The sequence below is a fragment of the Hymenobacter sp. genome (genome assembly GCF_036388155.1).
In the GTDB taxonomy this organism is placed as follows: Bacteria; Bacteroidota; Bacteroidia; order Cytophagales; family Hymenobacteraceae; genus Hymenobacter.
The window spans coordinates 1-13,805 of the sequence record NZ_DASVSI010000068.1 but is presented as its reverse complement, the minus strand read 5'-3'; the positions used below and the strand labels follow the sequence as shown (position 1 = coordinate 13,805).

10 protein-coding genes are annotated in these 13,805 nt (G+C 65.6%); 8 read left to right on the top strand and 2 right to left on the bottom strand.

Annotated features, from left to right (window positions below; all coding sequences use genetic code 11):
• Positions 1–179 precede the first annotated feature (179 nt).
• Positions 180–812 carry a hypothetical protein gene (locus VF629_RS10015; RefSeq protein WP_331058339.1) on the bottom strand — a complete coding sequence of 211 codons (633 nt, stop codon included), beginning with the start codon at positions 810–812 and terminating at the stop codon, positions 180–182.
• Positions 813–944: 132 nt separating this feature from the next.
• Between VF629_RS10015 and VF629_RS10010 the strand changes: the two genes are divergently transcribed.
• Positions 945–3,698 (top strand): hypothetical protein, encoded by a 2,754-nt coding sequence (locus VF629_RS10010; RefSeq protein WP_331058338.1) that lies wholly within the window; start codon positions 945–947, stop codon positions 3,696–3,698.
• A gap of 416 nt (positions 3,699–4,114) precedes the next feature.
• Positions 4,115–5,185, top strand: coding sequence for an AAA family ATPase (locus tag VF629_RS10005; RefSeq protein WP_331058337.1), 1,071 nt, complete (start codon positions 4,115–4,117; stop codon positions 5,183–5,185).
• A gap of 84 nt (positions 5,186–5,269) precedes the next feature.
• Here VF629_RS10005 and corA read toward each other — a convergent pair whose 3' ends face one another.
• Positions 5,270–6,478 (bottom strand): magnesium/cobalt transporter CorA, encoded by a 1,209-nt coding sequence (gene corA / locus VF629_RS10000; RefSeq protein ID WP_331058336.1) that lies wholly within the window; start codon positions 6,476–6,478, stop codon positions 5,270–5,272.
• A gap of 159 nt (positions 6,479–6,637) precedes the next feature.
• Here corA and VF629_RS09995 point away from each other — a divergent pair, with 159 nt between their 5' ends.
• The 6 genes from VF629_RS09995 (at position 6,638) to VF629_RS09970 (ending at position 13,799) form a co-directional block, all read left to right on the top strand.
• Positions 6,638–7,654 carry a hypothetical protein gene (locus tag VF629_RS09995; protein WP_331058335.1) on the top strand — a complete coding sequence of 339 codons (1,017 nt, stop codon included), beginning with the start codon at positions 6,638–6,640 and terminating at the stop codon, positions 7,652–7,654.
• A 64-nt stretch (positions 7,655–7,718) separates the two neighbouring features.
• On the top strand, positions 7,719–9,011 hold the full coding sequence (locus VF629_RS09990; protein ID WP_331058334.1) for a hypothetical protein: 1,293 nt from the start codon (positions 7,719–7,721) through the stop codon (positions 9,009–9,011).
• Positions 9,012–9,031: 20 nt separating this feature from the next.
• Complete coding sequence (locus VF629_RS09985; protein ID WP_331058333.1) at positions 9,032–9,976, top strand: glycosyltransferase family A protein; 945 nt, start codon at positions 9,032–9,034, stop codon at positions 9,974–9,976.
• A 40-nt stretch (positions 9,977–10,016) separates the two neighbouring features.
• Positions 10,017–10,865, top strand: coding sequence for a phytanoyl-CoA dioxygenase family protein (locus VF629_RS09980; protein WP_331058332.1), 849 nt, complete (start codon positions 10,017–10,019; stop codon positions 10,863–10,865).
• A 163-nt stretch (positions 10,866–11,028) separates the two neighbouring features.
• Complete coding sequence (locus VF629_RS09975) at positions 11,029–12,633, top strand: hypothetical protein (protein WP_331058331.1); 1,605 nt, start codon at positions 11,029–11,031, stop codon at positions 12,631–12,633.
• Between the two features lie 185 nt (positions 12,634–12,818).
• A complete protein-coding gene (locus VF629_RS09970; protein WP_331058330.1) occupies positions 12,819–13,799 on the top strand; it encodes an acyl-ACP desaturase in 981 nt (326 codons plus the stop codon).
• Positions 13,800–13,805: the final 6 nt, after the last annotated feature.

The window sequence follows — 13,805 nt, the reverse complement described above, 5'->3', positions numbered from 1 at the left end:
CGGCAACCGGTCGGACGCCTAGGGCGTCGGACCGGCACGTAACCGCTGCTGGAACCGCTATAGCTACAGCGAAGTACAAGAAATGGAGATTAGAATTGAGCAATCAGCAACCGGACTCTCATGCTTCGGCCAACTCAGCAGGGCGGTCTATTTTTTATTCACCGCCAAAGCCCAGGGCCTCAATTCGAGCTAAAGTATTTCTTTAAATCGGTCCAGCAGAGGCCGGGGCCGGTGCGCTGGTCGCGCCACGCCACAATGCGCCATTCGTTGTTGCGGCGGCGCAGGATGAGGCGGAGGTTGCCCTGGAGCAGTCCGGCCCGGAAAGCGGTGTCCTGCTGGGTGACTTTGAGCTGGTACAAGGCCGACACTTCCACCGAATCGGCGGTGTAGAGCTGGTCGCGCCGGTCGGTCAGGGTGAGGGTGTTAGTGGTGCCGGGGGGCGTGCGGCGGCGCAGGCTGGTGAAGTAAGTGGTTTCCTCGGGCACGCGCCAGTTGGCAAACAGGGCCGGGGTGGAACCGGCGCTGGTGGGGTCGGGCACAAAGCGGTAGTCCGGGCCCGTGAAGCTGCGCTCGTAGTTGGCTACGTTCACGTTTTGCACGGCCGTGGTGAAATTGGCCAGCAGGATGTTGACCTGCGTTGGCTGAATCCATTCGCTGCCGCCGGCCGCCGGCTCGGGCTCCCGCAATTGGAAGCAGGCGGGCAGCACCAGGCACGACAGCGCCGCCAGCGCACGCGGCCACCGCCGCGCTGGGCGGCGTGCTGGGAGTGCGCAGGGGCTGGGCTTGACGTGGGGCACCGTTTGGGCGTTCATTGGCTGGCTGAAAGATACGCTGGCTTTCGGCAGAGGCGAAAACGACGCGGTGCAAAGCCGGCTTGGCGGGCCGGCGCACGGCGCAAGCGCGCTTGCGCCGTACTTTCGTCGCCCGTCACCGCTTCCATTTCCATGTCCCGAAAGCTTCTGGCGTTACTTACTGCCTTGGTACTCGCGCTCGCACTGGGCACGTACGTGTACTACCGGCGCACGTTGGCGGCCGTGCCAGTGGACCCTTACGCACTGGTGCCCGACGACGCCGTGCTCGTGTTGAGCACCCACGACCACCCCACGCTCGTGCGTCATTTGCAGGAAGTTGAGCTGTGGGACAACCTCACGGCCGTGCGGTATTTCCAGCAGGGGGCGGGCCACCTGGCGTTGGCCGACAGCCTCACGGGCGGGGGCGCGGCGCGGCGGCGCAGCGGGGGCATCCTTGCCTTGCTGGGCCGCAAGCTGGTCATCACGTCGGTGCACGTCACGAGTCCCACCGAGTTCGGCGTGCTCTACCAAATTCCCCTCACCCGGGTGGGGGAGTACCGCCAGGTACGCAGCCTGCTCGAAACGCTGGGCCGCGACGCCCGCTACCGCCTCACCACGCGCGACTACGAAGACCAGCAGCTCACCATCCTCACCGAGCGGCGCAGCGAAACCAGCCTCACGGTGCTGAATTACCGCAACCACCTCCTCGTCAGCGCCACGCCCAGCTTGGTGGAAGCGGTGGTGCGGCGGCTGGCTCACCCCGAGGCGCCCACCGTGCTTACGGCGTTTGCGTCCACCGATTGGCGCAAGCTCACCGGCCTCGATGCCACGCTGCTGGTAAACTACCGGCGGCTGCCGCAGTTCCTGGACGTGCTGTTTCGGCGCGACGCACACGGGCAATTCGACCAGCTGGCGGGCTTGGTTTCGGAGGGGTTGCTGGGGTTGAAGCTGGCCGGAAGCCGGGCGCAGCTGCAAGGCTTCTCCAACCCCGAAACGACCCGGGGCTCCCTGCAGCAGCGCCTGCGCGGGCAGCCCACCCAGCCGCTGGGCCTGACGGCCGTACTCAGCAACCGCACGGCCATGGTGTTGCACTTGGCCGCCGACCCAGCCCGCACCTGGCCCCGGCCCAAAGGCGCCCCAGCCGACACCCTGGAGCGCACTGCGGCTCTGGACAGCCTGCGGGCCACGTTCGACGGCGAAATGGCCGTTGCCTACCTAGCGGCGCCCACGGCCAGCGCCCGGCCGGGCCGGCTGGCGTTTGTGCGCTGCCCGGCCCCGGCCCGCACCGAGCGCTGGCTGGCGCGCCTGCGCCGCCTCAACGGCAATTCCCCGGCCTTCACCAAAGTGGGGCCGTACCAGGTGCACCCGGCCGGTTTTCAGGAAGCGGCGGTGCTGGGGCCCTTGCTGCGGCCGGCCCAGCCCTACGCCGTAGAGGCCCGGCCCCAAGCCAGCGTGCTGGTGGGCAACTACTTGGTGCTGTCCGATGAATTGACCCTGAATGGGTACCTGGCCGACGTGGTGGCGAGCCGCACGTGGGCGCAAAACGCGTCGCAGGTAGCCTTTTTGCAGGAAACCTTGCCCCGCGCCCGCCTGAGCGTGTTTGTGGACACGCGCAACAGCTGGAATGCCTTGCTCGGCGTGCTCACCGAAGAGCGGCGCGCCGGCCTGTTGCGCAACGAGGCCCTGTTCAAGCGCTTTCCGCAGATTGCCCTGCAGCTGGTGCCCGCCGATGACGAAGCCGCGCCCGAAGCCCAATACTTCACCCAACTGCTGCTCCGGCACCCCGACCTGGGCCCGGCGGTGGCGCAGGGGAGCGGCGCTGCCGCCAACGGCCGGGTACTGGCCTTTAAGTACCCCTTGGTGGGCACGCCGGCCGTGCTGCCCGCCGTGGTGGTGCAAGATTCGGCCCGGGTGCTGCACTACGTGAGCCCCGAAAATGCCGTGCTCTGGTCAGACACGCTGGCCGGGCCGGCGGCGGGGCTGGCGCTGCTGCCCGCCACGGGCGGCGGGGCGGGTGGCCTGCTGCTGGGAGCGGGCTCGCGGCTGCATCTTTTCGCTAACGACGGCCGCGAAGTGCTGCCTTTTCCCCTCAACCTGCCCGATACCCTGCGCGTGGCCGAGCTCGTGACCGCGCCCAGCGGAGCCGCCAATGAGCCTGCCCGCCTGCTGGCCCGCACCGCCGGCAACAGCCTGCTGCTCCTGGATGCCCGCGGCCGGCAGTTTCCCGGCTGGCAGCCCAAAAACCTGGAATTCCCGCTGGCCGGGCGGCCCGCCCTGCTGAATGTGAACGGCCGCGACGCGGTGCTGGTGCCCCTGCAAAACGGGTACGTGTACGCCTTCGACGGACAGGGGAACCTGTTTCCGGGTTTCCCGCTGAGCATGGGCGCGCGGCTGGCCGGCGATGTGCTGGTCCAAGCCGGCACTACGCTGGGGCGCACGCGCTTCACGGTGGTCAACCAGCACGGCGAACTGGTGACCTTCACCCTGAGCGGCGACATCCTGAGCCGCAAGCGAGTGGCCACCTGGAGCCGCACGGCCCGCTTCCGGCTGGTGCCCGATGCTCGCGGCCGCGCCTTCGTGGTGACGCGGGAAGACGGCGGCCAGCTCGACGTGTTCCTGCCCGGCCAGGCCGCGCCGCTGCTCACGCAACGCTTCGTGACCTCTGGTCCGAAGCCGGTGCAGCTGTTTGATTTCGGCAGCGGCCGCCGCATTGTGGCCATTACCGAGCCGGGCCCGGCTCACGTGTTTCTCTACGACGCCAAGGGCCGCTTGCTGGGCGGGGCGCCTTTGCCCAGCACCGGCCGCGGCGTGGGCCTGACCTACGACGCGGCCACTACCACCTACCAACTGGTGCGGGCGGTGGGCCGCGAGCTGCGCCGCACCGAGCTGCAGCTGGCCCTGCCGTAGCCGGTGCATGCCAACGCTTAGCCGCCCCGCGCCGTGGCGCAAGCCCCCGCCGCCGTACGGCCAGCCTCTCTCATTCTCCTTCGTGTTTAATTCCCGCAAATTCGGAAACGTGTTTTTTACCAAAGGCGAATGGAAGCCCCTACCCAACTAGAGTGTAGGGACAGCAAATCACAAGAACGTCATGCAGAGCGGAGCGAAGCATCTCGCTTGTGGCAGTAATTAATTACTGGTGGCGGGCAAGATGCTTCGCTCCGCTCTGCATGACGGGCTTATTTATTCAGAAATTCTTAGTGTCCACACATCCTATCAAGAATGTTACGCATTAAAAAGAAGGCAGCGTTATATACTGTCGTGGGTAGCGGGTTTTGCGGCCGACCCCGCAACTTACTTGGGCTACCGAAGCTCGCCCCGGACACATGCTAAGCGGGGGCACGGGCCTGGTGGTGGGCAAGTTCTGGCCCCCGCACCGCGGCCATCAGTTGCTACTGGAAACCGCCGCTGCGCAAGTAAACGAGCTGCTTCTGCTGGTTTACGCCAACCCTACCGGGCCCGGCCCTACCGGGCACGGCCCCCACTCGGCCGCCATGCCCGCGGCTGTGCGGGCCGACTGGATACGCGAGCTGTACCGGGGCGATGAGCTGGCCGACGGCCCACGCATTGGGAACACGCCGCTTCGTGTTTTTGCCCTTTCAGCGGCCGCCGACGGTGTGCCGCCCGACGACGCCCCTGACCACACGCATCGCGAATTTGTGCGGCAGTGGCTGGCGGCACGAAACCTGACCGTGGACGTGGTGTTCAGCAGCGAGGCCTACGGGCCGGGGTTTGCCGAGCACCTGGGCGCGGCCCACGTGGCAGTGGACGTGGCTCGGCAGCGCGTGCCCATATCCGGAACCCAGGTGCGGGAAAATCCGGCGGCGGCCGCGCCTTTTCTGCATCCGCTGGTGGCGGCGCAACTGGGTGTGGTGCCACCAGCGGCCGTGCCGCGGGTGGTGTTTCTGGGGGCCGAAAGCAGCGGGAAATCAACCTTGTGCGCGGCCCTGGCGGAGGCCTGTGGCACGGCGTGGGTGCCCGAATACGGGCGCACCCTGCACGAGCAGAAAAGCGGCAACCTGGCGTTTGAAGACCTGCTCTACATTGCCCGCCGCCACGCCGAGCTAGAGGACGAGGCCGCGGCGCAGGCCCGTGGTGTGCTCTTCTGCGACACCAACGCCACCACCACGGCGCTCTATTCCTACTACTATTTTCACCGCTGCCAGCCGGCGTTGCAAGCCATGGCGGCGGTGTGCCGCCAGCGTTACGCCCATACGTTTGTGTGCGCTCCCACGGTGCCCTTCGAGCAAGACGGATGGCGTGGCCCCGAGGCGCTGCGCAGCTTTCAGCACGGCGCCATTCTGATGCAGCTTGACTTCTACGGCATTCCTTTCACCCTCATCGAAGGCACTGTAGCCGAGCGGGTGGCGCAGGTACGAAGCCAGATAGTCATTTAACAGTTAACAGCCGTTCTATGGGCGCCGTATGGCCCAGCAGAACGGCTGTTAACTGTTAAATGATAATAATTAAATGAACAAAGTTTACCGCTGCTTGGTCAGCCAGCCCTTGCGGTAGAAATAAATGAGCTGCCCGATGACCATGAGGGCCATGAGGGTGAGCACGGCTGGGTAGCCCCAGGGCTGGTAGAGCTCGGGCATGTTCAGGGGGTTGGAGCCGGCGGGTGGGGCTTCGCGCTGGAAGTTCATGCCGTAAACGCCCGCCACGAAGCTGAGGGGGATGAAGATGGCGCTGATGATGGTGAGCACCTTCATCACCTCGTTCATGCGGTTGCTTTGGTCGGAAAGAAACAGTTCGGTGAGGCTGCTGATGCTTTCCCGGTAGCTCTCGGCCAGGTCCAGGGCTTGCATGGCGTGGTCGTAGCCGTCCTTAAAAAAGACTTTCACGTCCTCGGGCACCACGTCTTCGGGCATGCGCAGGATTTCGCTGATTTTGTCGCGCTCTGGGTACACCAGCCGCCGGAAATGGACAATGTCCTTCTTGATGCGCAGGATGCGGTTGAGCATGCGGCGCTCGCGGCGCTCCGAGAAAATCCGGTCCTCCAGCCCCTCGATGTAGTCGCCGATGGCGGCCATGGTGGGAAAATAGTGGTCGATGACCACGTCGGTGAGCGCGTAGGCCAGGTACAGCGACGACTTGCGCTTGATTTGGCTGAAGTTGCTGCGCAGGCGGTTGCGGAGCGGGTCGAGGCAGTCGCTGTAGTCGTCCTGAAAACTGAGCACGTAGTTGGGGCCCGTGAACAGCGAAAGCTGGTCGTCGTCGATTTCCAGGTTGGACGTGAAATCCGTCATCCGCGAAACCATAAACAGGCGGTTGTCGCCGAAAATGTCTACTTTGGCCCGTTGGAAGTCGCCCAGCACGTCCTCCATTTGCAAGGGGTGCAGCTCGAAGTCGTGCATCAGGCGCTCCATCAGGGCCAGGTCGCCGTAGCCGCGCACATCAATCCAGTGCCGCAGCTCGGGGCGGGCCTGAAAACTGGCCAACATCGCGTCGTAGTCGCTGTATTCCTGCTCGATGAGCGTCTTGTCGTCGTACGATACTAAAAACAGCCGGGGCTTCAAAGCGCCATCGCGGATGACCAGCGTGCCGGGGCGTTGGCCCAGGGTTTGCGTTTGGCTGCGCGCCTGCATGGTCGCGTCGCGGTCGGAAATGCTGAATGCCGAGTCGTTGGTACCGTCCAGCGCCGAGGAAGTTGCGCCAGCAGGAGGGGAAGAGGAGTTGGAGGGCGTCATGCAACAAAAAAATACGAAAGCCGAAAAGCAATTCCGGCTCTTTGTGTCTGGCGAGCCGGCCGGGATGCCCTACGCCCAGCAGCGCAGGTAAAGGCCCGCCCGGGCACGTCCACCGGCGGTTCTGTGCCGTACTTTGCCGGCAGGTCACTACAATTGAGCTTGAAAAGTACGGATTCCCTAGTTGAGGTTGACAGGAGCGAGGTGCGGGCGGCGTCGTTCGAGGTGCGTGTGGTCGAATACGGACCGGCCGGGCCCGTCTCCCCGCCGCTGCCGCTGGCCTTCGAGCCGTTTCTTTATCTGCGGCCCGAACACCAGGCCTTGCAGCCGGCCCCCGGCCCGGGCCTGAGCTTTTATTTGGAAGCGTCCACCGCCGGCCGCACCCTGGCGCAGCTGCACGTCGTCATCGACCCGGCCAGCCCCGAAATGGCCCGAAGTCCCGCGCAAGCCCCTTTCGGCGCCGTGCAGCTGGCCCCCGGCGTGGGCATTGCCGGCTTGCACCGCTTGCTGGATAAAGCAGAGTCGGAGCTGGCCCGGCGCGGGGTGCGGCAGCTCACCATGCGCAGCTACCCCTTTGCCTATGACCCAATTGGCGCGGCCGCGCTGGCCGAAACCCTGCGCCAGCGCGGCTACCGCGTGGCCTTGGCCGAGCAGAACTATTACCTCGACCCCGCGCGGGGCTACGAAGCCCATTTGCACCCCTCCGAGCGCCGCCGCCTGCACAAGTGCCGCCGCCACGGCTTGCACGTGGAGCAGGAACCGCCGTTTCTGTTGCCCGCAGCGTATGCCTTCATCCAGGCGTGCCGGCAGGAGCGGGGCCAGGAGCTGTCGCTGCCGTTGGAGCGGGTGGAGGAGCTGTTTCGAAAATTTCCGCGCGAGCATTTTCTGTTCTCGGTGCGCCAACCCGACGGGGAGTGGGCGGCCCTCACGGTGGCCATTCGGGTGCACGAGCGGGTCCTGTACAATTTTTACCCCGCCAGCCCGCTGCGCTGCAATGCGCTGAGCCCGGTGGTGCTGCTCAACGAAGGGCTGCACGCCTTTGCCCAAGCCAGCGACGTGGCCGTGCTCGACCTGGGCACGTCGACCCTCGACACCGGCCCCAACGCTTCCCTGCTGCACTTCAAGCGCCACTTGGGCGGGGTGGCGGGCCTGCGGCTGAGCTGGGAAAAGACGCTTTAACGCCACGGGCCGCTGCGCGGGCCGCGAGGCCTTGGTGCCGTTCTTTGCGGTGCCATTCTCCCTTATGCCAATTACCACGCGCCCTGCTTCCGCCATTCCGGCCACCTGGCAAAGCTTTGCGCGCGGGGCATTGGGCTCGGGCGCGGCGGTAATTGCCCGGGGCGTGGGCGCGTTAGTGGTCAACAAGCTGGTGGCGGTGTATGCGCCGACTGGGGGCCTCACCCAACTGGCCCAATTTCAAAACCTAATGGCGCTATTTACCACGCTACCCAGCGACGGGGTGCACGCTGGCGTGGTGAAGTACCTGGCGCCGCTCCGGCCCGGCAGCGCCCGTGCCCGGGCTTGGTTCGGGGCGGCCGTGGCCCTCAACCTGGCGGTGTTGGTGGTGGGCGTGCTGGCGCTGGCGGGCGTTACGCAAGCCGGAAACTACCCTTCCTGGGGCTGGTTAGAGGTAGCAGTTTTTGCGGTGGGCATTGTGCTGGTGACGGGCCAGGGGCTGGTGAGCGCGGCACTGCTCGCGGCCGGGCGCCTGCGCGCTTACCTGGTTTCGTCGGTGGCCGTGGCGCTGCTGGGCCCGGCCGCGGTGGCGTTGGGCATGGCGCAGGGCTACGGCCTCGACGTGGTGCTGCTGGCTTATCTGGCAGGGCAGGGGCTGGCCCTGGTGCCGGCGCTGGCAGTGGCCGTGCGGCACGGCGTGTGGCCCTGGCGGCGGTGGCAGTTCGGCCCCGTGAGCCGCGCGGCGCTGCGCGGCTTGGGCCAGTTCCTGCTAATGGCCGCCAGCACGCTCCTGTTTGGCAAAGCAGTTGACTATGCCCTCCGCACGCACTTGCTGGCCACTTACGGACCCGCCCGCACCGATTTGTGGCAGGCCGTGGCCAAGCTTTCCGACAACTACACCATGGTATTTGGCGCCGTGATGAGCAGCGTGTTTTACCCGCGACTGGCGGCGCTAGCCGCCCAGCCGCGGGCCGCGCGCGCGTACTTGCTGGCTGTGCTCAAATTGCTGGCCCCGGTGCTCGCCCTTGGGCTAGGCGCCATTTTTTTGTGCCGAAACTGGCTGCTGCCCCTGCTTTTCTCGCCGCAATTGCTGGGCGCCCGCGAGTTTCTGGGGCCGCAGCTGCTCGGCGACTGGGCAAAGTTTCTCAGTTGGCTCTTCCTCTTTCAACTGCTCACGCGCGCACGCACCTTGCCCTATGTGGCCGTGCAGGCGGGCTCGGCGGCCGCTTTCGCGGGGTTGCTGGCGGTGCTGCTGCCCAGGTTTGGCTTGCAAGGCGCCGTGCTGGCCCATGCGGGCCGCTACGGAGCGGTGCTGCTGGCCTGCGTATTTGTTCAGTTTAACGGAGGGAGGGCGAAATGAGCAGCTATTTTTCCACTCAATTGCCGTCTGCTTCCGCCAGCGTGGAGGTTCCCGTAGTCACCATTGTGGCCCTCTGCCACAACCACGCCTCTTTTTTGCGGGAAGCACTCGACTCCATTCTTGCCCAGACCTACCCGCAGCTTGAGGTGTGGCTGGTGGACGATGCCAGTACCGACCACAGCCCCGCCATCCTGCGCGAATACGCCCAACGACACCCGCAGTGGCAACTGCTTCTGCTGCCCACCAACGTGGGCAATTGCCAGGCTTTCAACCAGGCTTTGCGCCTGAGCCGCGGCGAGTTTGTTATTGACTTTGCCACCGACGACGTGCTGCTGCCCGCCCGAGTGGCGCAGCAGGTGGCAGCCTTTCAGCAGGCGCCGCCGGACGTGGGCGTGGTGTATTCCAATGCCGAATTGATTAGCGAAGCGGGCGCGCTGCTGGGCCTGCACCACCGCCCCGACGGCGCCGGCGCACTGCAGCCCCCGCCCGCCAGCGGTTGGGTTTTTGCCGAGGTGCTGCGCCGCTATTTCATCAGCACGCCCACCATGATGATGCGCCGCGCCTGCCTGGAAGCGCTGGGGGGCTACGACGAAACCCTGGCCTACGAAGACTTCGACTTTTGGGTCCGGGCCAGTCGCGGCTGGCAATTCCTGTACGTTGATGCCGTGACGACCCGGAAGCGCAAGCACCCGCGGAGCATGAGCAGCCGTGCCTACCGCCGCCACGACCCTTTTCTGGAGTCCACCATTCGGGTGTGCGCCAAGGCCTTGGCGCTGGTGCGCACGCCCGAGGAGCGGGCCGCGCTGGCCGTGCGCCTGCGCTGGGAAATGCGCCAGGCCGTGCGGCGGCACCGGCCCGCGGAAGCGCGGGCTCTGTACCAACTGCTGCGCCAAACGACTTCGCCCGCACTGCTCGACCGGACGCTGGCGGTGTGGAGCGGGCTGCTGGACCGAATTCGCGGTTAATTTTGCCAAACAACGGCAGCCCGCAGCGGCTTCACCTACCATGACTTCAACCGACCCGGCCGCCGACGCGCCCTTCGACCACCTGCACCTGAACGGCCAACCCGTGGCCTACCAGGTGGAAGGAGCGCGCACGGCTTCGGCCGACGAAGGCGTGCTCCTGGACCAGGCCATTGACCTAACCGCGCGCGCGCCCTGGGCTGAGGCTGGCTACGCCGTGGTGCCCGGCCTGCCCACGCCAGTCCAAGAGCAGTTGCAAGCGGGGTTGGCCGACCTGCTGCGCGAAGCCCTGCGCGAGGCCGGGTGCGCAGTGGCGCCGGACTTTGACGTGCGGCAATACCATCACGCCGTGGCAGACGATTCGGCCCGGCACCTGGCCGTCATCGCCCAAACCAAAGCCTATCCTTTGGCGCGGCTGCCCATCGCGCCGGCGTTGCTCGAAAACCTGGTGGGCGCCGCCTGCGGCCAGCCGGTGCGCGCCTATAACCCGAACGTGCAGGAAGCGGTGTTTCACCTGCGCATTGTGCGGCCCCAGCGCGCCGACCACAACCCCCTGCACCGCGACGCCTGGCTGCCCCGCTACCACGACGCCCTGAATATTTACTTGCCGGTGGCGGGCAGCACCGCTCGTTCGTCGCTCACGCTGGTGCCGGGCAGCCACCACTGGCCCGAAAACGCCGTGGAGCGCACCGCCGAAGGCGCCATTTACCACGGCGTGCCCTACACCGTGCCCGGGGTGCTGCGCCCGGCCCGCCCGCTGAGCATCATCCGGCCCAACCCGGGGCCCGACGAAGTGCTGGTGTTTTCGCCCTACTTGTTGCACGGCGCGGCCGCCAACCTCAACGACGACGCCACCCGCATTTCCCTCGAAATGCGCTTCTGGCAAGCCTAATGCCGGCGGGGCTTATTTCTTATGGTCAGTTGCCAGTTGCCAGTTGCTCGTTGATAGTCAAAGCTCAACCAAATACTGACAACTAGCAACCAACAACTAACAACTTAGTGCCCTGTTTGCTGCTGCCGTGCTAGCTCCTCCTCGTATTGCCGTTTTTGCGCGTGTGGTTTTGCTGCCACTGGCCTTGGTGGCCGGCACGCTGCTGGGCTTGGGCAGCTACTACGAAGCCAGTGACGATACTTCGTTGGCGTGGTTGTTTTCTGGGGTGCTGGCCCTGAAGCCAGTGCCGTCGGTGCCGCTGTATTTCCACGGATGGGGGCATTTGCTGGCGGCTGCATACACCGCCGCGCCGGGCGTGGCGTGGTTTGGCTGGTTGCTGAGTGGGCTGCTTGTGGTGGCCACAATCCTCACGTTTGCCGTGCTCGATGCCCTGCTGCAGCCTCACTTGCGCTCCGGGGCTTTGGTGCTGGCGTTGGTGGTTTTCTTCGGGCTGGCTTGGGTAGAGCACTGGTTGTGGTTCAGCTACGTGCGGGTGGCCTTGCTGCTGGGCAGCAGCGCGTTGCTGTATGCGGCGCAGCGGCCGGGCCGGGTGGGCCCGCTGCTGGTCGGGCTCGCGGGCCTGCTGGCAGCCTGGCTGATGCGGCCCAGCCTGGGGGTGTTGGCCTGGGGGGCCACTTTGCCGGCAGTGTGGTGGTTGGCCGGGCACTGGCGCCGGGCGCTGCCCTTGGTGGCCAGCGCCGCCGTGGTTCTGCTGCTCGCAACCAGCGTCGCGTCGTGGCGCCAAACCCCCGCCCAGGCCCGCACCCAAGTCCGCGACGGCTACTTCGCCCGCATTCTTGACTTTGAGCAGCTGCGCCCCCGGCCCCGCACGCCCGCCGACAGCCTGGGCACCAACGCCGTGAGCTTGTGGATGCTAGGTGACACCAGCGTGGTGAACGAGGCGCTGGCGCGGCGGGCCTACGTCTTCGATGCCGCGGACTTTCTACGGCACGACTTTCCTGCCAAGCTGGGCGAGCGCGCTGGCCTGCTGGTGCGCGATTATTTCCCCTTGCTGCTGGGTTTGCTCGCCAGCGGTGCCGTGGTGGCGCGGCGAGCAGGCCGCCAACCCATTTTCTGGCTGGTGCAAGCAAGTTTTGTGGGTGTATTCATTCTCTTCGCGGGCTTGCTCAAACTGCCACCGCGGCTGGCCTTGTCCTTGCTCGATGTGTGGCTGCTGACGAACCTGGCTTTTCTGGCAAAAACCACTTTCCTCGCGGCCCCTTTTGCTGGCCGAGTTGCCATCCGGCTGGCCGCTGGTGCCGCGGTGCTTTGCCTGGTGCTTTATGGGGCCAAGACGTTGCACCGCCGGCAGGTGCTGGGGCAGGAGCAGGGCGCCCACGAGCGTACCCTGGCCGAAATCAGTCGGCTGACGGGCAACGGTCCCCGCATACTGGCCGGGGCTAACGACTTGCTGAAGAGCCTTTCGCCGTTGCGGGTGTACGAACTCGGGGCCGGGCCCACGCTTATGCTGTCGGGCTGGCCGTCGCACGATGCCTCGCAGGCAGCGCTGCGTCAGCATCTGAGTGGTACGTCCGATGAGGCGGGGTGCTTGCGGCACTTGGCCGCCCGTGGCCCCGCTGCCCGCTGGGTGCTCAGCACCGAAACAGCGCACTGGTTAAACCGTCGGTTTCGGTTCGGTGCTGGGGCGGCTCCCGCGGTGGTGCTGCGGCCCGGGGCGGCGTTGGCCACCGATGGCTCGCTGCGATGGTACAAGCCGCAGGTGCGGTAAGGGGCCGGGCCCGCTGAGCGGAAAAATCCAGTCCAGACGGGCTTATTTCTGGGTGGAAAGCCCTTCTCTTTCCGGCAACGCCGTAATAATGCCATAATCTTATACCCTGCTCCGTGGCCCCGCCACGGACCTTTGCCCCCGAAAAAGCGTTTCCCTTTATATCATTCACGCTTTCGCCTTTTCCCATGCAAACCTCCATATCAATAACCCGCGGCGAAGTCCTGCAACAGATGGAAGGCTACCTAAAGGCCAACATGAGCACCTTCCTCAAAAGCGTGGAAGACAGCTGGCAGCCCGCCGACTACCTGCCCGACTCGCGCCGTGACACGTTTTTTGACGAAGTAAAAGAGCTGCGCGAAAGAGCCAGCAGCCTCAGCTACGACCTGCTGGCGGTACTCATCGGCGACACCATCACCGAAGAAGCCCTGCCCAACTACGAAGCCTGGTTCCACGAGCTCGACAACATCAACCGCGACCGCAACAACGGCTGGGCCGAGTGGATTCGGGGCTGGACGGCCGAGGAAAACCGCCACGGCGACCTCCTGAACCGCTACCTCTACCTCTCGGGCCGCGTGAACATGCGCGAGTTTGAGGTGAGCACCCAGTACCTCATCAATGACGCCTTCGACCTGGGCACGGCCAACGACCCGTACCGCGCCTTCGTGTACACGAGCTACCAGGAACAGGCCACCAACATCTCGCACCGCCGCGTGGGCCAGCTGGCCCGCAAAGCCGGCGACGACCAGCTGTCCAAAATCTGCGGCATGATTGCCGGCGACGAAACCCGCCACGCCCGCGTGTACAAGGCCTTCGTGACCGAGATTTTCAAGCACGACCCCTCGGAAATGATGCTGGCTTTCGAGGACATGATGCGCAAGAAAATCGTGATGCCGGCCCACTACATGCGCGAAATGGGTGTGGAGATGGGTAAGACCTTCGGGCACTTTACCGATGCGGCCCAGCGCCTGGGCGTGTACACCAGCCAGGACTATACCGACATCCTGGAAGGCCTCATTACCACCTGGAAGCTCGACCAGATTTCGGGTCTCAACGGCGCCGCCGAAAAAGCCCGCGACTATATCATGGCTTTGCCCAACCGCCTGCGCCGCGTGGCCGACCGCATGCCCGTGCCCAAACTGGAATACAAGTTCAAGTGGATTGAGTAGTCGTCG